Origin of the sequence: Dolichospermum lemmermannii CS-548, assembly GCF_028330815.1 — a bacterium.
Taxonomy (GTDB): Bacteria; Cyanobacteriota; Cyanobacteriia; order Cyanobacteriales; family Nostocaceae; genus Dolichospermum; species Dolichospermum lemmermannii.
The window spans coordinates 1-17,469 of record NZ_JAQMTJ010000068.1 but is presented as its reverse complement, the minus strand read 5'-3'; the positions used below and the strand labels follow the sequence as shown (position 1 = coordinate 17,469).

19 protein-coding genes and 3 pseudogenes are annotated in these 17,469 nt (G+C 38.1%); 14 read left to right on the top strand and 8 right to left on the bottom strand.

Annotation, left to right across the window (positions count from 1 at the left end; all coding sequences use genetic code 11):
- Positions 1 to 19: 19 nt before the first annotated feature.
- From PN450_RS04235 to PN450_RS04225, 3 genes and pseudogenes are all read left to right on the top strand, one after another.
- Complete coding sequence (locus PN450_RS04235; RefSeq protein ID WP_148764978.1) at positions 20 to 448, top strand: hypothetical protein; 429 nt, start codon at positions 20 to 22, stop codon at positions 446 to 448.
- 46 nt (positions 449 to 494) lie between these two features.
- Positions 495 to 791, top strand: a complete 297-nt coding sequence (locus PN450_RS04230; RefSeq protein ID WP_015080946.1) for a hypothetical protein — start codon at positions 495 to 497, stop codon at positions 789 to 791.
- 107 nt (positions 792 to 898) lie between these two features.
- Positions 899 to 1,054 (top strand): annotated as a pseudogene (locus tag PN450_RS04225) (M50 family metallopeptidase); the annotation flags it as partial.
- 667 nt (positions 1,055 to 1,721) lie between these two features.
- Here the strand turns inward: PN450_RS04225 and PN450_RS04220 are convergent.
- Positions 1,722 to 1,907: a hypothetical protein gene (locus PN450_RS04220; RefSeq protein ID WP_271835506.1), complete on the bottom strand. Its 186-nt coding sequence runs from the start codon at positions 1,905 to 1,907 to the stop codon at positions 1,722 to 1,724.
- Positions 1,908 to 2,440: 533 nt separating this feature from the next.
- Positions 2,441 to 2,524, bottom strand: a pseudogene (locus PN450_RS04215) (NIL domain-containing protein); the annotation flags it as partial.
- A gap of 177 nt (positions 2,525 to 2,701) precedes the next feature.
- On the opposite strand from PN450_RS04215, the gene leuC reads away from it, so the two are divergent.
- The 9 genes and pseudogenes from leuC to PN450_RS04170 form a co-directional block, all read left to right on the top strand.
- Complete coding sequence (gene leuC / locus PN450_RS04210) at positions 2,702 to 4,105, top strand: 3-isopropylmalate dehydratase large subunit (RefSeq protein ID WP_148764970.1); 1,404 nt, start codon at positions 2,702 to 2,704, stop codon at positions 4,103 to 4,105.
- A 139-nt stretch (positions 4,106 to 4,244) separates the two neighbouring features.
- Entirely contained in the window at positions 4,245 to 4,853 is a 609-nt protein-coding gene (leuD, locus tag PN450_RS04205) for a 3-isopropylmalate dehydratase small subunit (RefSeq protein ID WP_148764968.1), read from the top strand.
- Between the two features lie 91 nt (positions 4,854 to 4,944).
- Positions 4,945 to 5,412 (top strand): EVE domain-containing protein, encoded by a 468-nt coding sequence (locus PN450_RS04200; RefSeq protein WP_271822545.1) that lies wholly within the window; start codon positions 4,945 to 4,947, stop codon positions 5,410 to 5,412.
- 151 nt (positions 5,413 to 5,563) lie between these two features.
- On the top strand, positions 5,564 to 6,826 hold the full coding sequence (locus PN450_RS04195) for a YcjF family protein (protein ID WP_271835505.1): 1,263 nt from the start codon (positions 5,564 to 5,566) through the stop codon (positions 6,824 to 6,826).
- 117 nt (positions 6,827 to 6,943) lie between these two features.
- Positions 6,944 to 7,507, top strand: coding sequence for a hypothetical protein (locus PN450_RS04190; RefSeq protein ID WP_148764964.1), 564 nt, complete (start codon positions 6,944 to 6,946; stop codon positions 7,505 to 7,507).
- Positions 7,508 to 7,598: 91 nt separating this feature from the next.
- Positions 7,599 to 8,081 (top strand): hypothetical protein, encoded by a 483-nt coding sequence (locus tag PN450_RS04185; protein WP_148764963.1) that lies wholly within the window; start codon positions 7,599 to 7,601, stop codon positions 8,079 to 8,081.
- 74 nt (positions 8,082 to 8,155) lie between these two features.
- Positions 8,156 to 8,548, top strand: a complete 393-nt coding sequence (locus PN450_RS04180; RefSeq protein ID WP_168697187.1) for a DUF2358 domain-containing protein — start codon at positions 8,156 to 8,158, stop codon at positions 8,546 to 8,548.
- A 43-nt stretch (positions 8,549 to 8,591) separates the two neighbouring features.
- On the top strand, positions 8,592 to 9,782 hold the full coding sequence (locus tag PN450_RS04175; protein ID WP_148764960.1) for a TRC40/GET3/ArsA family transport-energizing ATPase: 1,191 nt from the start codon (positions 8,592 to 8,594) through the stop codon (positions 9,780 to 9,782).
- A 135-nt stretch (positions 9,783 to 9,917) separates the two neighbouring features.
- Positions 9,918 to 10,049: pseudogene (locus PN450_RS04170) on the top strand (polysaccharide deacetylase family protein); the annotation flags it as partial.
- Here PN450_RS04170 and PN450_RS04165 read toward each other — a convergent pair.
- The 3 genes from PN450_RS04165 to PN450_RS04155 all read right to left on the bottom strand — a co-directional run bounded on the left by PN450_RS04165 (position 10,037) and on the right by PN450_RS04155 (position 11,202).
- On the bottom strand, positions 10,037 to 10,249 hold the full coding sequence (locus tag PN450_RS04165; protein ID WP_148764959.1) for a Txe/YoeB family addiction module toxin: 213 nt from the start codon (positions 10,247 to 10,249) through the stop codon (positions 10,037 to 10,039). The pseudogene PN450_RS04170 and the gene PN450_RS04165 overlap by 13 nt on opposite strands.
- Positions 10,230 to 10,436, bottom strand: coding sequence for a prevent-host-death protein (locus tag PN450_RS04160; protein WP_148764957.1), 207 nt, complete (start codon positions 10,434 to 10,436; stop codon positions 10,230 to 10,232). The genes PN450_RS04165 and PN450_RS04160 overlap by 20 nt, the downstream gene beginning before the upstream one ends.
- A 208-nt stretch (positions 10,437 to 10,644) precedes the next feature.
- The gene (locus PN450_RS04155; RefSeq protein ID WP_148764955.1) at positions 10,645 to 11,202 is read right to left on the bottom strand and encodes a Uma2 family endonuclease; all 558 of its coding nucleotides are present in this window, start codon (positions 11,200 to 11,202) and stop codon (positions 10,645 to 10,647) included.
- 6 nt (positions 11,203 to 11,208) lie between these two features.
- Here PN450_RS04155 and PN450_RS04150 point away from each other — a divergent pair, with 6 nt between their 5' ends.
- Entirely contained in the window at positions 11,209 to 11,343 is a 135-nt protein-coding gene (locus tag PN450_RS04150) for a hypothetical protein (protein WP_256370317.1), read from the top strand.
- Between the two features lie 338 nt (positions 11,344 to 11,681).
- On the opposite strand, the gene mltA is transcribed toward PN450_RS04150, so the two are convergent.
- Both mltA and PN450_RS04140 read right to left on the bottom strand, forming a co-directional pair.
- Positions 11,682 to 12,935, bottom strand: coding sequence for a murein transglycosylase A (mltA, locus tag PN450_RS04145; protein WP_271835504.1), 1,254 nt, complete (start codon positions 12,933 to 12,935; stop codon positions 11,682 to 11,684).
- Positions 12,928 to 14,241: a proton extrusion protein PcxA gene (locus PN450_RS04140; RefSeq protein WP_271835503.1), complete on the bottom strand. Its 1,314-nt coding sequence runs from the start codon at positions 14,239 to 14,241 to the stop codon at positions 12,928 to 12,930. Before PN450_RS04140 ends, mltA begins: the two co-directional genes overlap by 8 nt.
- Positions 14,242 to 14,299: 58 nt before the next feature.
- Here PN450_RS04140 and PN450_RS04135 point away from each other — a divergent pair, with 58 nt between their 5' ends.
- Complete coding sequence (locus PN450_RS04135; protein ID WP_271835502.1) at positions 14,300 to 16,492, top strand: recombinase family protein; 2,193 nt, start codon at positions 14,300 to 14,302, stop codon at positions 16,490 to 16,492.
- 100 nt (positions 16,493 to 16,592) lie between these two features.
- Here the strand turns inward: PN450_RS04135 and PN450_RS04130 are convergent, their stop codons facing one another.
- Positions 16,593 to 16,988, bottom strand: coding sequence for a hypothetical protein (locus tag PN450_RS04130; protein WP_271835501.1), 396 nt, complete (start codon positions 16,986 to 16,988; stop codon positions 16,593 to 16,595).
- Positions 16,989 to 17,469 lie beyond the last annotated feature (481 nt).

Here is a 17,469-nt window from a genome sequence, read left to right as displayed (position 1 = left end):
AGAGGCATTACGAATTATTATGGAACGTGGTCTTTTATGGTTGCCTCTGTTAGTAGCATTTTTCTGGTTAGCGTGGCAAGGTTCACAGGAATTTAAGAAACTTCAAGCTTATCAAATTTGGGCAGAACAATTTGAACGGGCTAAATATGATATTTATGCAGTGTTAGCTCAAAAAGGTGATGATATCACTTGGGGAAAACCCACAACTAAAGGACCAATTGAATTAGAAACTTTTTCTTTGTTGGATGTTCAAGAAATTCGTTTTTTAGTAAATGGTAATGCCGTAGATATAGAAAATCCCCCCCCCAAAGGTCGAAAAATTGAATTAGAGTTTTTATTAACTACTCCTAAATCAATTTGTGTTCCATTTACAGAAGTTCCCCTCGCAGCAGAATGGGGTAAGTTTTTACAGAGGACATTAAAGAATTTGCAGATGCAAACACCGTAAAAAATTATGAGGGTATATAGCCCCTTTCAGTTATCAGCACATAATTATGAGATCCAGAATTGAAAATAACATTTTATTTATTCACCATGAAGACGTACCAGAATTTAAAAAAGGCGGTTCTGTAGTTAGAAATTCCTACTTTTGGGCTTTACGTTCCATTGCTGGACGTGCTAGACGTTATCATGATTGGGAATACGAATCAGAAGTTTGGTTAGCACTAGAACGAATGCTTTTATCATTTACTGAATCTGGGTATTTAGGTTATAAAGAAACAATGTTAGAGTTTCCCTTATCACAAGGTGAAATTCCTACTGTGTTACGGAATGCAGCCACTTGGGAATAAATTACCATTTCCTCTTATTTGCTATTCCTACTTGCTCAGAGAAGTAAATTAGGATAGATGTAAGAATATTCAGCTAATTAGTGTAATTACGGACAGGAGAGTCACTAATGAGAGAACCCAGTAAAAATTTCAAACCTTTATTTACTCAAGAAACTCCCATAGAAGTAGAACAAATGGGGCTAACCTGGTTAGTAGCAGCGGCTATAGTCACAGCAATTATGTGGCAGATACCCATAGGTAATTACATTTTATACCCATTTTCGTATCGGCTCAATAAATAGGGGTAACAGAGGAAAATAAGTGCAACGAGGTACACACAGTGTCATCAGCAATTCTCATTTTGAAAAAAATAAAGTATTAACCCCGATTTTGGAATTCAAAATATAGTACAAAATAACTATTTGTTAGCGATTGCCTCTGGCTAAAAAAACAGTCGGGTTGAAAAATAAGTATAAATACTCAATAAACTAGAGAGATTGCTTGACAACGAATGGGGAAAATTCAGTTCGTCGTTCAGGTTTTAGAATAGAGAATTCAAGGGAAATAAAAATTTATAATTGTTGTCAGATGACTGTCCGTTCGCTCATTTTAGAAATCAAAGAAGGAATATTTCTATTTGTTTGAGCCATTCTACTATCACTGGTATGTCGTCTAAGTAAGTCGGCACGATAAAATCAATATACATTTTTTTCGTAAAAACCCTTAAATAACCTATCTATAAGGTATTTGTCGAATTTACATTTCGTTACATATGTTGATTGTTTAACGCCAACTTACTTATTCGCTCTGAACTTATTTCCACTGTTTTATTCTCCTTCCCCTCAACTCCCCTGATAATACCCTACTCCTCTCCCGCTTCAATCCTTCCTTCGCTCTGTGGAGAACAAAATCTCTGTCTTCCTTTTTCTTCAAGACTTTAATTCCTGTTGTCTATTCAAAATCAGCGAACGGACAGTTCTCAGATTCAAACACCAACTTAGAGGTACGTGCTGGTTTAGTATTAATCGAATACTTCTCTGTAACTCCTTTGTCAAACTGGAGGGTGATCGATAACTCCTTCTTCCGTTGATTTTCGGCTGCTTCATTCAAAGATGTAACTAGTACTATTTCGCTCATTTTACGTACCCTTCAAATAATTGATATTACCAAATCAAGACCTACGCAACTGGCACATTAGTAGGGTGTGCCAGATATCAACAATCTGTTTATTTGCAGGATTTATACAGTCTGACGCACCCTACAATACAACAGATTCTTAGTGTGACACTTACGTAAGTGCTATTAAAAATGAAGAGTATCATATTTGATTATTTAGTTAAATACTACAAACACTTATTTGACATAAAAAGTTACAAGCGCAAATATTGAGTTTTCTTATACTAGTAATTTGCGTGTATTGGATAGTGCTATAGCTTAATATAAGCAATTTACAGAAAAGATCGGTTTCGCAAGGTATACAGGACTTACGCAACTAGCACATTGGTAAAGTGCATCACAACGCAAAAATTTATCAAAGAAACGGATTGTTGATATCTGATGCACCCTACAATAGATTTTTGGTGTGACACTTGCGTAAGTCATAGTACAGAAACAACCCACCCGCGCACTGGGGGGTGTACTTCATTTAATTGAAATATGCTGTATAATTTTCACCAATCACTAATGCTATTTTCATCCCAAACTTGCAATTTCAATTCTTGCAAATAATTTAACCCATTTTGAATTTGTGTTTCTGTTCCTTGTAAATCTAAGTCAAACCAACCTTGCCTCTTGCCTCTTGCCTCAAGCCTAGTGCTATGACGACAATTTTCAACGCCAACCTACTTATCAGAGCATGATCAACTAGATTCTCTAATGTGACATTTTTCTGATACAATCAAAAATCCGACTCCTTTAACATAGATTGACGTATGAGCAAGGGTACACTATTTGACAAAGTTTGGGACTTACACACCGTTGGTACAATGCCATCAGGATTAACGCAACTATTTATTGGACTACATCTTATTCATGAAGTTACAAGTCCCCAAGCCTTTGCGATGCTCAAAGAAAGGGATTTAAAAGTATTATTTCCAGAACAGACTATAGCCACAGTTGATCATATTGTTCCCACAGAAAACCAAGCCCGTCCCTTTGTGGATAGCATGGCCGAAGAAATGATTCAGGCATTAGAAAAGAATTGTCAAGAAAATGATATAACTTTTTACAATATTGGTTCAGGGAATCAAGGTATAGTTCACGTCATTGCCCCGGAATTGGGACTGACCCAACCGGGAATGACCATCGCTTGTGGAGATAGCCACACATCAAGTCATGGTGCATTTGGAGCGATCGCCTTTGGTATCGGTACAAGCCAAGTTAGAGACGTTCTCGCCTCCCAAACCCTATCATTATCAAAATTAAAAGTCCGCAAAATCGCCGTTAACGGCAGATTAAAACCCGGAGTTTACGCCAAAGACGTAATATTGCATATTATCCGAATCCTGGGCGTAAAAGGTGGTGTAGGCTACGCTTACGAATTTGCCGGCACTACTTTTGAGCAGATGAACATGGAAGAACGGATGACAGTTTGTAACATGGCCATAGAAGGTGGTGCAAGATGCGGATACGTCAACCCCGACAAAATTACTTACGATTATCTAAAAAATAGAGACTTTGCCCCCAAAGGTGCAGACTGGGAAAAAGCTGTTTCTTGGTGGGAATCTCTCAGTAGTCATGCTGATGCCGAATATGATGATGTCGTAGTATTTAATGCCGAAGACATTCCCCCCACAGTCACATGGGGAATTACACCAGGTCAAGGAATTGGCGTAGATGAAAAAGTCCCCACAGCCGCAGAACTCCCAGAAGAAGACCGCTTTATCGCCGAAGAAGCATATCGCTACATGGATTTATATCCAGGTCAACCCATTCAAGGAACAAAAATTGATATCTGCTTCATTGGCAGCTGCACCAACGGACGCATAAGCGACCTCAGAGAAGCCGCCAAAATCGCCCAAGGTCGCCAAGTTGCCAAAGGTGTAAAAGCCTTTGTAGTTCCCGGTTCAGAACGAGTCAAAAAAGAAGCGGAAGCCCAAGGACTAGATAAAATCTTTGTTCAAGCTGGCTTTGAATGGAGAGAACCAGGTTGTTCCATGTGTTTAGCCATGAACCCCGACAAACTCCAAGGCAGACAAATCAGCGCCTCCTCCTCCAACCGCAACTTTAAAGGCAGACAAGGATCATCATCCGGTCGCACGTTGTTAATGAGTCCCGCAATGGTAGCCACAGCAGCCATAAAAGGCGAAATTGGCGACGTGCGCGAGTTGTTATAAAAATCTTGTGGGGTGGGCATACTTCGACAAGCTCAGTACAAGTCTTGCCCGCCCAATACAGGCTAGAAGCCTGTACTACAAAAACCCCTTCTTTTCTTCTTCCTTCGTGTCCTTAGTGCCTTCGTGGTTCATTAATATTATGGTAAGTGAAGTCAAACAAATATCCGGTAACGCCGTTCCCCTCATTGGTAACGACATAGACACCGACCGAATTATCCCCGCCCGCTACTTAAAAGCCATCACCTTTGACGACTTAGGAGCAGGCGTATTTGTGGACGATAGAAAAGCCTTAAATGGTGAACACCCATTTGATCAAATCCATTACCAAGGCGCGAAAATCCTCATAGCTAACCGCAACTTTGGCTGTGGTTCATCACGAGAACACGCGCCCCAAGCCCTGGCTAAATGGGGAATTAAAGCCCTGATTGGTGAAAGCTTCGCGGAAATCTTTTTTGGTAACTGCGTGGCAATGGGAATACCATGCGTAACTGCTGAATGCGAAGTAGTTAAACAGTTGCAAGAATTAGTTATCGCTAATCCTCAAGAAGTCCTTACCATAGATTTGGAAAAATTGCAAGTACAAATTGGTGATTTTACTGCCTCAGTTGTCATAAGTGAAGGGACAAGAAGCGCTTTTATTGCGGGAACTTGGGACGCTTGCGGACAGTTGGTAGCAAATGCCCAACAGGTAAAAGCAACAGCAGCAAAATTACCTTACATTGCTTGGGGTCATTTAGCAGCTAGTTAGTCGGTGATCTTTTTGCCTCTGTGGTAGTATTTTATCGAACCACAGAGGCACAGAGAACACAGAGAAAAGATCATATTGAATTAATTATTAGATGAATGCAATTAATTATTGGTTAATGAAGTCAGAACCAGCAGTTTATAGTATTACTGACTTAGAACAACAACGAGAAACAATTTGGGACGGTGTGCGTAATTATCAAGCCCGGAATTTTCTCAGACAAATGCACATAGGAGATTTAGCATTTTTCTATCATTCTAATGCTGAACCTCCGGGGATTTTTGGCTTAATGCGAGTTGTGAAAACAGGTATTGCTGACCCGACACAATTTGATATAAATAGTAAATATTATGATAGCAAATCAACTCTTGAATCTCCCCGTTGGCAAACTGTGAAAGTGGAATTTGTGGAAGTTTTTAGTAATCCACTTTCACTATCAACACTCAAATTAAAGTTTAGTGATGATGAATTATTAGTAGTGAAAAAAGGTAATCGTCTATCAATCACTCCTGTCATAGAATCAGTCGGAAGTAGGATTTTAGAAATGGGAAGATATATTTAGCAATCCTAAAATAAGATATTAAAATCTCTTCCTTCTCTACCTCTGTGTTCTCTGTGCCTCTGTGGTTCGATATCAGTTCTTTGTCGGTAAAATAGTATGATATATATAGTTCCTAAAAATATTCTCTATCAAATTGTAGGGAGTGAAATTTATGACTGAACAAGATAATAATAACTCCTGGAAAAAAAAGATAACTGGGGTTTTTAATCAAGCTACCGATAAATTAACCCAACTTTTACCAATAGAACAAGTTACACAAACTGTAGGACAATGGTTTAGTGTGAGTGATACTCAAGTTGCGGAAATTCTCGAAACTATTCGGGCTGAATTACCAACTACGGAAGCTTTGCTATTAGGAAAACCCCAAGCGGGTAAAAGTTCGATTGTCAGGGGTTTAACTGGGGTATCTGCGGAAATTATCGGCCAGGGTTTTCGTCCTCATACCCAAAATACCCAACGTTACGCATATCCTGCTAATGATTTACCATTGCTGATTTTTACAGATACGGTAGGTTTAGGAGATGTCAGTCAAGATACTGAAGCTATTATTCAGGAATTAATCGGCGATTTACAACAGGAAACAAATAAAGCTAGAGTTTTGATTATCACTGTCAAAATTCATGATTTTGCAACTGATACTTTGCGGCAAATTGCTGAAAAATTACGACAGCAATATCCAGATATTCCCTGTTTATTAGTAGTAACTTGCTTACATGAAGTTTATCCGTCAGAAGTTGCCAATCATCCTGATTATCCCCCAGATTTTCTAGAATTGCAGCGGGCATTTATCGCCATTAAAGAAAATTTTTCAGGTTTATATAATAGTGCGGTTTTAATTGATTTCACTTTAGAAGAAGATGGTTATAATCCTGTATTTTACGGTTTAGAAGGACTGCGAGATAATTTAGCCCAACTCCTCCCAGAAGCAGAATCAAAGGCAATTTATCAATTATTAGATCAACAAGCTGGCGAAAAATTAGGTAATATTTATCGAAACGCTGGCAGACGTTATATTTTGCCATTTTCTATCATGGCGGCAACTTTGTCCGCTGTGCCTTTACCTTTTGCGACTATGCCCGTTTTAACTGCCTTGCAGGTGTCCATGGTGGGATTGTTGGGTAAATTATATGGACAGACTATCACACCATCTCAAGCTGGGGGTATTGTCAGTACCATTGCCGGTGGTTTTGTCGCCCAAGCGGTAGCACGGGAATTAATTAAATTTATCCCTGGTTTTGGCAGCGTTATTGCGGCATCGTGGGCAGGGGCTTATACATGGGCTTTAGGTGAAGCTGCTTGTGTGTATTTTGGCGATTTAATGGGTGGGAAAAAACCCGATCCTCAAAAAATTCAAGCAGTCATGCAAGAGGCTTTTACAGGGGCAAAAGAACGGTTTAAGGGGATGAAAAGTTAACGAGGGTTTCGCGCCCAGACGCTAAGAAGCAAAGGCGCAAAGGAAGAAATTTTTGGAAATTTGAAGTTTTAATTATCCAATAAGCGTTACTCTAGACGGTAAAGTTCAAATATTATTATGACACCGGAAGAAATAGCAGGTACGTTAACAGAGTTATTTAGTGCTGAAGTTGTAAAATCTATTGCCCCTGGTTCTTGGCAGGTAGAAACTCCTGATTTTCGGTTATTGGTGCTGCTTTCAGATGATAATTCTTGGTTGCGAGTATTGCTGCCAATTATGCCTTTACAAGAGGCCGCAGCATTTCTCACCCAGTTTCTAGAAGCTAATTTTGATGATACCCAAGAAGCACGGTATGCTGTATATGATGGGGTAGTATGGGGGGTATTTCAGCATAATAGTGGCACTTTAAGTAATGCAGATTTTGCTAATGCCATCGCTCGCCTGATTTCATTATATCAAGTCGGTGTTAATGATGTTTTTAATAATTTAGTAGAAACTCGTATGCGCGAAATTATTAAAGCAGCTAAACAACAGGGACAATCTCTCGAAGCCACTATGCAAAATTTAGACCGTTTTTATGCAGAAGGATTATTAGGAGATATTGACCAAAACCCCCAGACAAGATTACAAGTTTTAGCGGCTTGGCAACGACAATTGGAACGTCTTTGGGTGGAAATGTAAAGAAGGTAATCGGGAAATAGGGGAGATATTTACCAATTACAAATAACAACATCGTAAAAATTATTAAAGCAAACTCTAAGGAATCCGGGGAATGACACTTGCAGAAATCCAAACTCAAATCAAAAACCAAGTAGCTAAAATTGAAGAGCAACAACAAGCATTGCTAGATTCTCAAAAAGAATTATCTTTGCTTTTGGAGAAGAAAAAAATCATGGAACAAGTAGCATACAAAAAAATTAAAGCAGCCGTCCAGTTATTAAGAGAAGCCCAAGCTGATTTAGAGTTTACGAATGAAGATATTCTCGACATAACTAAATCAAAAATGATTAGCCCTGAAGGAGAAAATGACTTTGACATAGAAGAATATAACCAGAATAGTTTAATTTTAGGGTCTATAGAAATTGATCTAGAAAAATCTGAGCTTAGTATTGCAGAAGGTCAAAAAGAATTGGTCAATGCCTTAACGGAGAAACTAGATGATTTTGAATTTGCTTTATCCTGTTTACCTGTAGAAGAAAGAGATTGTGCAAGAGTAAAGCTACAATCTATCATAGGTAATTTTGTAAAGCAGTAATAAACGACCGGATCAATTCCTAAAACTGCTTAACTTCCGCAATAAATTTATTACCACCAGCAAAACATCAATTTATGGATATTGTTGAAACTCTTAAAGCCGATTATGCTAGATTTCCGGTAAATCAAACTTACAGCATTTATGCCGATGATGTTTATTTTCAAGATGCTGTTTTTAAGTTTCGGGGAATTGAACTTTATAAATGGATGATTAAATTCATTCAAACTTTTTTCTCCAATCTCAAACTAGATTTACATAATATCCAATCTCAGCAAGAAAATATTAAAACTGAATGGACTATGAGTTGGAATTCTCCTTTACCTTGGAAACCTCACATTTCTGTTTCTGGTTGGAGTGAATTACGTCTAAATGCTGACGGTTTAATCGTTTCCCATATTGATTATTGGCACTGTTCCCGTTTGGATGTCATTAAGCAGCATTTCATTTCTGTGAAAAATCAATCATAATGTAAATAAATGTAAACAAAATTCAGGCAGTAAGGAATCATTGATGCGAGTAATTTTAATGACAGGGAAAGGTGGCGTGGGTAAAACCTCCGTTGCCGCAGCCACTGGACTCCGTTGTGCAGAACTCGGCTATCGGACATTGGTTTTAAGTACGGACCCAGCCCACTCCCTTGCTGATAGCTTTGACGTTGAATTAGGCCATGATGCCCGCCTTATTCGTCCTAATTTATGGGGTGCAGAATTGGATGCACTGCGAGAATTAGAAGGTAATTGGGGGGCTGTCAAACGCTATATTACCCAAGTTTTACAAGCCAGTGGTTTAGACGGGATACAAGCGGAAGAGTTAGCAATTTTACCAGGCATGGATGAAATTTTCGGCTTGGTGAGAATGAAACGTCATTATGATGAAGGGGAATTTGACGTTTTAATTATTGATTCTGCCCCGACTGGTACAGCATTACGGCTGTTAAGTTTGCCTGAAGTTGGCGGTTGGTATATGCGTCGTTTTTATAAACCGTTCCAAAATATTTCCGTAGCCCTAAGACCATTTGTAGAACCTATTTTTAAACCCATTGCTGGTTTTTCTTTACCAAATAAAGAGGTAATGGATGCACCTTATGAGTTTTATGAGCAAATTGAAGCTTTGGAAAAAGTTTTAACTGATAATACTCAAACCTCAGTCCGTCTAGTTACCAATCCCGAAAAAATGGTAATTAAGGAATCTCTTCGCGCTCACGCTTATCTAAGTTTGTATAATGTAGCCACAGATTTAGTTATTGCTAACCGGATTATTCCTCAAGAAGTTACAGATCCATTTTTCCAACGGTGGAAGGAAAATCAAGAACAATACCGTCAAGAAATTCACGACAATTTTCTCCCTCTCCCAGTCAAAGAAGTCCCTCTCTACTCTGAAGAACTGTGTGGTTTAGCAGCTTTGGAAAGGTTGAAAGAAACTCTGTACAAAGATGAAGATCCAACTCAGATTTATTATAAAGAAACCACAATCAGAGTGGTAAAAGATAATAACCAATACAGTTTGGAACTTTATCTACCCAATATTCCTAAAAGCCAAATTCAACTGAAAAAAACGGGAGATGAATTAAACATTACTATTGGCAATCATCGCCGTAATTTGGTATTACCTCAAGCTTTGGCAGCACTGCAACCAGCAGGAGCAAAAATGGAAGATGATTATCTGAAAATTCGCTTTGCTGACAATGTAAATTCTATCTAAACTTTCAAAACTTTTAGATCCCCGACTTCTTCCTTGATTGTGTTAAGAAATTATAATTAATGCGAAGAAGTCGGTGATCTTACCCAACTATTTATTAAATAACCTGAATTCTTACGTACAAATTTATTTTTAACAATGGAATTTGCACCTCTATTTCCCCTTGTTTATCGGCTTCTCCAACCCACTTTTCCCCATTGTCTATGGTGTGGAAACTCCAACAGCAAAACTATCGCCCTCACCTTTGATGATGGACCTCATCCCCAATATAGACGATGTTCTTGATCGATTCGCCGTGACCAGCAGCCAGATAGATCGTGTTTTAGAGCTTCAGGTTGTCCTGTGCCTTCAAATGGATTACGTTGTACTTCACGAATTAGTTTGATGATTTTTAATGCTTTTTTACGGTCGCTTTCGATCCACCAAGCTAAGTCCTCAAAAGCATCTGCATCAAATTCCAAGTTTTTCACAGGCTGCTTCTAAAGAAATTCCATCTTGACGTTTTCTAGCTGTAAGTAATCTTGCTTTCATAGCTGGACTACTCAGTAGATAAGCAGTTTCTCTCTCAGCAATTATTTCTTGCCAAAGGGCAATGGGTACAACTACGGAAACTGTTTGCCCTTCTGAATCACAGATGTATTGTAATGCGTTATTCATAGCGGCCAATATAACTTACTGGATTGCTAATAATTATAACCGCAAAAGTTTTTATGAAATATTTGCGATTCCTAGGTCGCGCAACGCTTACGCCCTCTCATATCCCAAAAAGCGAACTGCTTGCAGCAGCGCAACGCTTACGCACCCCCCACATCCCCCAAAAAGCGATTCGTACGGAGCTTTTCCACATTCACAAAAATAAATCATGTTATAAATTTAACCAGCTAAATACTTCTTGAACAGTTATATCTAATTCAACCCCTGTAAGAACTGGTAAGCGATCGCTATTTTTAAGTTCCCTAACTCGGCGATCGCTGTCTACTACTAAAATACTCTCATCTTCGGGATCAAGCAACCAACCCAACTCAGTACCATACTCAGCGCAGTGTAGTAATTTGGCTAGGACTTGTTTATATCTCTGATCGGGAGAGAGAATTTCAATAGCCCAATCTGGATGGATTTCAAAACGATTGGCAATCCTTCCTGATGGCAACCGAGGGATTCGCTCCCAAAGAAATACAGCTATATCTGGAACGATCGCTAACCCACCAAAAACACAGCGTAGTTCTGGAAAAGCTTTGGCAATTTTTTGAGGTTTAGTAATTTGATTAATAGTTTCGCATAGATCGATCTGAAGTTGGCTATGTTCCCCTTGAGGCATAGGTTTCTGTGTGATTTGTCCATGAATAAATTCAGAAGCAGGTTCTGTTTCTGGCAATTGCAAAAATTCTCCGATAGTTGTGGGTTTAATTGCTGCAATAGTCATAGCTTTATGCCTTCTCAAACCTCTTTAATTTTAACAGCGATCGCACCCACACCCCAAAAAGTGATTCCTAGGTCGCGCAACGCTTACGCCCCAGGGCAAACGCACCTAAATTCTGTAATCCATGCCCAGCAAGGGTTTTAACTTTTAGTTACAAAACTTAACAATCGTCAAAACCTTTGTCCAGTAAGCATTCTAAAAATAAGATGCGCTTGCCCTGGCTATCGCATTCCCACATCCCCAAAAAGCGATCGCACTCATCAAAAAAGATGATCCTACTATCTATGACCAAGCCTTTCAACAGCAGCTTTTATAGCTTCAAGTAAAATATCCAATGGTATTTCTTGAGCAATAACCGAGCTTTCGCAATCTACAGGCAATATAAAAAGTAGATTTTGAGGATCATCTTGATTGATTAATCATTAAAAGAATGATTTTACTGCACGCAGAGGCGCAGAGGCACAGAGAGTAAGAGTTGGAAATTAGGGTTTTAGTAACAGATAAAATAATTGTCCATTACTGACTGTTACCCCAGCCCTTTCTCCTGCGGCTTCACCTGTTCCTAGAAAGTAATCTACCCTCCCAGCACCTTTAATTGCACCACCTGTATCCTGATCTAAAACGTAACGACTCACCAGCCGATTTTCGATTTTATTACTCTTATTAATATAGGGAAAAGGAGCGCGAATTAATGCTAAAGCACCGGGAGGCATGAGAGATTTATCTGTAGCAATAGAACGTTCTGGAGTTAGTGGTACACTAATAGAACCTTGGGCTGGTTTTCCGTAGGTTTCCTGGAAAAATACAAAACTTTGATCACGAGGAATATAAATATTTAAATCCTGGGGATGTTTGCGGAAATAGTCGAGGATAATGGGCATATTTAACCCTTCTAAGGGAAATTTACCATCATCAACTAATGATCTGCCTAAACTTCGATAATTATAAGCTGTATTACTTGCATAACCGATAGTTGTCTGAGTTCCATCTGTTAATTTGAGTTTGGCTGAACCTTGAATTTGAATCATATAAGGTTCAAGACGATCTTTAAACCAAAATAACTCTAATCCTTTTAATTTCCCTTTGCTACCTTGTAAACCATCTACACCTTCTAATTGTGATCTGCTAGGATGAGGTTTAGCCCAAGATTCTAAGTCAGCAGGAGAACGATAAGCTGGATAGCGAAACTCTTTTGTTGGTTGACGACTGGCTAAATATAAAGGTTCATAATAAGCGGTAAATAAAACTGTTCCTTTATTATCTCTGCCTACAGATTGATAAAAAACAAACTCTTTTTCGATAGCTGCTTGGAGTGCTTGAGGCGATTTTGTGGAAATCAATAATTGCCGAAATCTTTGCAAACTATTATAAACTCTTTCTCTGGTAATTTCTGATTTTTGATAAGCCGTAATTGCCTGTTCTGTTTGTAAATATTGAAGACTGTAATCTATAGATTGTAATAATGCTTTTTTATTAGCAATTTCGTCATTCTTCTCATCATAAATTGCCTGATCTAAACAAGAAATATCCTCTTGACAACAGGTAACTGGGACTCTGGGAATCAGTACAGGTAATTTCTTTTTTATTGGATTTACTAACGCTGGTAAATTCCATTTTCCTAACCGACATTCTGGGGGACTAAGTTCTTGATTGGGGAGTGGCTGTATGCCCACAATCAAACTGGCCATAAATACAGGTAAGCTAATAGTAATGTTAGCAAAATGCTGGTTATTCATTCATGTTATGGTAGGTAGCAACGGCAGAAGGTGAAATCCGATTTAAATAGCGGAAAATCCAATATTTAAAAATCGTATCTAAAATTACGGGAAATGTGGCAATAAATAAGAAAATAAAATCTCGATTGGCTGGTAATCCCCAATGCCGTGATATTCCTTCTAAGAGAACTTCCCAACCGTGAGGAGAGTGAAAGCCGACAAAAACATCGGTAAATAAAATGATAATAAATGCTTTAGCACTATCGCTTAAACCATAGACTACATTATCGAAGAAATCTTTTAATACAGCGATATCAGATTTGCTAACAAGTAATAAGATAGTGAAAGTAATTACCGCGAAAATATCAGCAAATACATTTTTAATGGCATTATCACTTTGTTTGCGAAATTCCTTTTTTACTTCCTCTGCTTTTTCCTTCATTTTTGTTTCTAATTCTTCAGCCCCAAGCGCAGGTGCATTACTAATTAAGGCTTCAAATTTGATTCTTTCTTCAAACCTTTGTAATGCTAATAATCCTTCTTCTTCCATTTCTCCATTTAAGAAAACTTCTACTGTTTTCTCATTGCGGAAATGTTCTACCAATGGACCAACAATTAAAGCTTTGGATAATTGATGAGTCAGAAGAGGAACGATAATGAGTAGCAGTATAAACCGAATTGAGATAATACTTCTTTGTTGGGCTTGACGAAAATTCTTAACTACATTTTGTTCAGATTCTGGATCTAATTCTACTTGTAGCCGCGTGATTGTACTTAAAATTGAACGAGGTAAAATACCTGTAGTATTAGTTTTTCCTTTCGTTATATTTTTGGGGGATTTATTTGATGTTTTAGGGATAAATTGTGGAGAATTAACTAAATCTGTGGAAGGTTCAACAGGTTGATAATTGACATTTCTATAATTTGCATCTATATCATTATTAGTGTATTTGGAAGTAACTTGATCAATGAATTCTAGTTTCTCTAAAATTGATGCTGGGCTAGAATATTCTATCCCCACTTTCATAGCAGCTTTTTGTTTAGATTCATTCGCAAACCACCGACTGGCTTTGAATTCCGTCAGCCGCATTTGGACAGTTTTTAATAACTTTTGCAAATCTCCTTGAAAATAATCCATGACGCTGGTGCTGTGCATGGTAAATTCGGAGTCTATTTTGTTACCATTGAAGTGTTTATCTTCAATTTCCTTAATTTGTATAGCCGCTTGATAAGCTGTATCTAAAGAACGTTCTGGTGTCAGTAGATACCATCTGTAAGCAGCTAGTAAAAAGGGGTATATTTTTTGGCTAAACACGGTATTTTTCATCGAGACAATTATTTGGCATTATTTACTAAATTATTAAACTTAAGTTAACGCAAAAACCATGCTTTCTGATTCCCTTTGGATTTTTGGTACTAGTCGTAGTGGTAAAACTACTCGCTTGGTAAACCAGTTTAGTGCTTGGTTGCAAATTGATAGTCAAGTACCTGATTTATTTTATAATAAAAATATTCACAATTCCCAACCTCAACCTATAGATTCAAAGGTGAATTTACACCAAAAAGAACTAAGTATTTTATTGTTAGCTGCTAATGATGATAACCGCAGGGAATTAGCTGATAGAGTTACCACTTTAACATTAGGAAAATATCCTATTCGCGTTAAAACAGCTTTGGGTTTTTTCCAAGATGAGGTAATTTTATTTTGGCCGTTACTAATTGATTTGTTGTCAATTAAAGCTCAATTTCCCGTCAGATTACGCCCAGAAACGGAACAAGAATTGGCGACAAAACTCTGGAGTTGTCAGCTAGATTCAGAGGTTTTGCGGCGTGTAGGGATGAATGAAAATCGTTTGGTCAGACGTATCCTGGATTTATGGCAATTAGCAGCTTATAGCGGTGTACCCTGTGAAGACATTCCTAAAATATTGCACAGTGGTTTAGAAGATAGTTCTATCAATTTAGAACCACAGTTTTTGGGTTCTTTACTACTAAATTGGCGGAATTGGTGTTTAGAACGGGGGTTATTGACTTATGCGCTAATTACTGAACTGTATCACCAAAAATTATTAACTAATAGTAGCTATCAGGAACATCTAAAACAACGCTATCAGGGCATCATAGCAGATGATGTAGATGATTATCCGGCGATCGCTGCTAACTTATTTGAATTTTTATTAGATGCTGGTGCTGTGGGCGCGTTTAGCTACAATTCTCATGGGAAGGTACGCTGGGGTTTAGGTGGAGATCCTGAATATCTATCCAGATTATCTGCCCGTTGTCAAGTAGAAAATTTAACCTCACCACCTAAGAATAGTTTGGGTTATTCTCTCACCAGTCAAATGGTAGAATTGGTAACACAGCCCATGACAATGTTACGTTTACCCAGTTATGTCCAGCCGATTCAAACCACTTCCCGCGCCCAGCTATTACGCCAAACAGCCGAGATGATTATTGATGGGGTTAAATCCGGGGAAATAGCGGCGGCGGAGGTAGCGATTATTGCACCGGGGTTAGATGCGATCGCTCGTTATACCTTGGTAGAAATATTAACTAAACAAAATATCGAAGTTGCATCTCTCAACGAACAACGCCCTTTAATCAGTTCCTCGGTAGTCAGAGCATTACTTACCCTCATGGCTCTAGTTTACCCCGGTTTAGGACGGTTAGTAGATAGGGATGCAGTGGCGGAAATGTTGGTGGTTTTGAGTCAATATCAAACTCAAAATGGAGAGGAAAAAGAATTCCATCATTCTAAAATAGATCCAGTGCGGGCTGGGTTAATCGCCGATGCTTGTTTTGTTCCCCACCCCGACATACCCAATTTGTTACCCGTGAAAACCTTTGAACGTTGGGATAGAATTGGCTATATTGCCACTCAGTCCTATGAAAAAATATTACAATGGATTCAAGCACAACGGGAGCAATATCACCAGCGCCTTCTCCTCACACCTATTTTTTTCTTATACCAAGCTATTCAAGACTTTGTGTGTAATGATAAAAACCCCTCATATCAAGAATTAGCAGTATTAAGAGAATTACTAGAAACAGCCCAACATTATTGGGAAATAGACACCCGCTTAAAACAAACCGATCCTCTATTTCTTTCGCTGCATACACCAGAAACTCTCAGCATTACCATTATTGATAGCGATAGCGTGGCGATAGCCATATTTATTCAACTGCTGCGACGGGGGACAATTACCGCAAATCCCTATCCTATCCGTCCCATTGGTAGCAGTAGAAAGGCTGTAACTTTAGCAACTATATTTCAATACCGAGCGAGTCGCAAAAATCACCGTTGGCATTTTTGGTTAGATATTGGTTCACCGCTATGGGCTAAAGGTGGTGCGGCGACTTTATTTGGTGCTACTTTATTTTTACAGGATAGGTTAGGACAACCTTGGACAGCAGCAGATGAAGAATTAGCCGAAGAAGAAAGATTACAAAGAATTGTCGCTGATTTGCTGGCGCGGGTGTCTGATAAATTGTATTTGTGTCACAGTGATTTGGCTGTCAATGGACAGGAACAAATTGGCCCTTTATTACCTTTAGTTCATGCTTGTGAAGTGGTGTAAATAATTGGCAATTTCCATAACTATAAATAAAACCTCTATGGAATTATAGAGGCTTTTTATTTAAAATCTATTTACCGACTCTTAGCTTTTCATTGCTTTTTTAGCAATCTCCATTTCCACCATTTCCACCTCCATTAGAAGAGCTAAGATCAGTAGGAATTATCTTAGTTCCTGATTGATTTAAACTGAATGTACCGGAAGGATCTGCTTTGAATACTGCGGGGCTAATTCCGGAAGTTGCTGCTGAAGAATTATACAAAAGAAACTCTCCCGGATAAGTGCCGCTTTCTCCCGGTTTTAAAGTTTGTTGTTGTAGGGGTGACTTCTCCCCAAAATTATAAAAAATCCTTGGTGCTTCTGTATTATTTTTAAGTGTAAATCCTCCAGCAATATTAGAAGCTTGTTCCGAACTTAATTCCGATAAACAATTTTCATCAAAAGCGTTTAAAGAAGTATCTTTTTTTGTCTGGAAAGTCGTCAAATTTGCTTGCAACATAATCTTATATCTCCAAAATAAAATAGTTGGAATTAACCTGCTATAAACAGATTATGCTTTAATCAAAGTAATTTAATTAATCCTGAGTTAGATATTTTAAATTAACCCTAAGATAGATGACTGACATTAATATGATGAGAGATATTCAGTTTCCTGACCTAGAACAATTGCTTTTCAAGATAGGTTTTAAGAAAGTACCAACCACAGGCTCTCAACCTTATTATTAAGATATAAGGATTTAAAATCATCCCCTACTGAAAAACTTGAAATTCAAACTATGAAAATAAAAGTCATTATCCACAAAGAAGAAACTCAAATTCTTCTTTTTTGTTATTTATATTTTTTGGTATTTTGATTTCATTCAGACTCATTTTCTCATTTTTTCTTCTGAATTTATTGTCAATACCTTATTAACAGGATTTAGAGGGTGTTTGAAAAGTTATGGTTGATGTATCAAATATTTTTTACCCCACCCTAACCC

Excerpts from the sequence above, each read along its gene's own strand:
- PN450_RS04155 (WP_148764955.1), bottom strand. The coding sequence starts at position 11,202 with ATGACTATTGCAGCAATTAAACCCACAACTATCGGAGAATTTTTGCAA.
- PN450_RS04175 (WP_148764960.1), top strand. The coding sequence starts at position 8,592 with ATGCGAGTAATTTTAATGACAGGGAAAGGTGGCGTGGGTAAAACCTCC.
- PN450_RS04160 (WP_148764957.1), bottom strand. The coding sequence starts at position 10,436 with ATGAATAACGCATTACAATACATCTGTGATTCAGAAGGGCAAACAGTT.
- PN450_RS04220 (WP_271835506.1), bottom strand. The coding sequence starts at position 1,907 with ATGAGCGAAATAGTACTAGTTACATCTTTGAATGAAGCAGCCGAAAAT.
- PN450_RS04190 (WP_148764964.1), top strand. The coding sequence starts at position 6,944 with ATGACACCGGAAGAAATAGCAGGTACGTTAACAGAGTTATTTAGTGCT.
- PN450_RS04235 (WP_148764978.1), top strand. The coding sequence starts at position 20 with ATGGAACGTGGTCTTTTATGGTTGCCTCTGTTAGTAGCATTTTTCTGG.
- PN450_RS04130 (WP_271835501.1), bottom strand. The coding sequence starts at position 16,988 with ATGTTGCAAGCAAATTTGACGACTTTCCAGACAAAAAAAGATACTTCT.
- PN450_RS04140 (WP_271835503.1), bottom strand. The coding sequence starts at position 14,241 with ATGAAAAATACCGTGTTTAGCCAAAAAATATACCCCTTTTTACTAGCT.
- PN450_RS04185 (WP_148764963.1), top strand. The coding sequence starts at position 7,599 with ATGACACTTGCAGAAATCCAAACTCAAATCAAAAACCAAGTAGCTAAA.
- PN450_RS04180 (WP_168697187.1), top strand. The coding sequence starts at position 8,156 with ATGGATATTGTTGAAACTCTTAAAGCCGATTATGCTAGATTTCCGGTA.
- leuC (WP_148764970.1), top strand. The coding sequence starts at position 2,702 with ATGAGCAAGGGTACACTATTTGACAAAGTTTGGGACTTACACACCGTT.
- mltA (WP_271835504.1), bottom strand. The coding sequence starts at position 12,935 with ATGAATAACCAGCATTTTGCTAACATTACTATTAGCTTACCTGTATTT.
- PN450_RS04200 (WP_271822545.1), top strand. The coding sequence starts at position 4,945 with ATGAATGCAATTAATTATTGGTTAATGAAGTCAGAACCAGCAGTTTAT.
- leuD (WP_148764968.1), top strand. The coding sequence starts at position 4,245 with ATGGTAAGTGAAGTCAAACAAATATCCGGTAACGCCGTTCCCCTCATT.
- PN450_RS04135 (WP_271835502.1), top strand. The coding sequence starts at position 14,300 with ATGCTTTCTGATTCCCTTTGGATTTTTGGTACTAGTCGTAGTGGTAAA.
- PN450_RS04195 (WP_271835505.1), top strand. The coding sequence starts at position 5,564 with ATGACTGAACAAGATAATAATAACTCCTGGAAAAAAAAGATAACTGGG.
- PN450_RS04230 (WP_015080946.1), top strand. The coding sequence starts at position 495 with ATGAGATCCAGAATTGAAAATAACATTTTATTTATTCACCATGAAGAC.
- PN450_RS04150 (WP_256370317.1), top strand. The coding sequence starts at position 11,209 with ATGCCTTCTCAAACCTCTTTAATTTTAACAGCGATCGCACCCACACCC.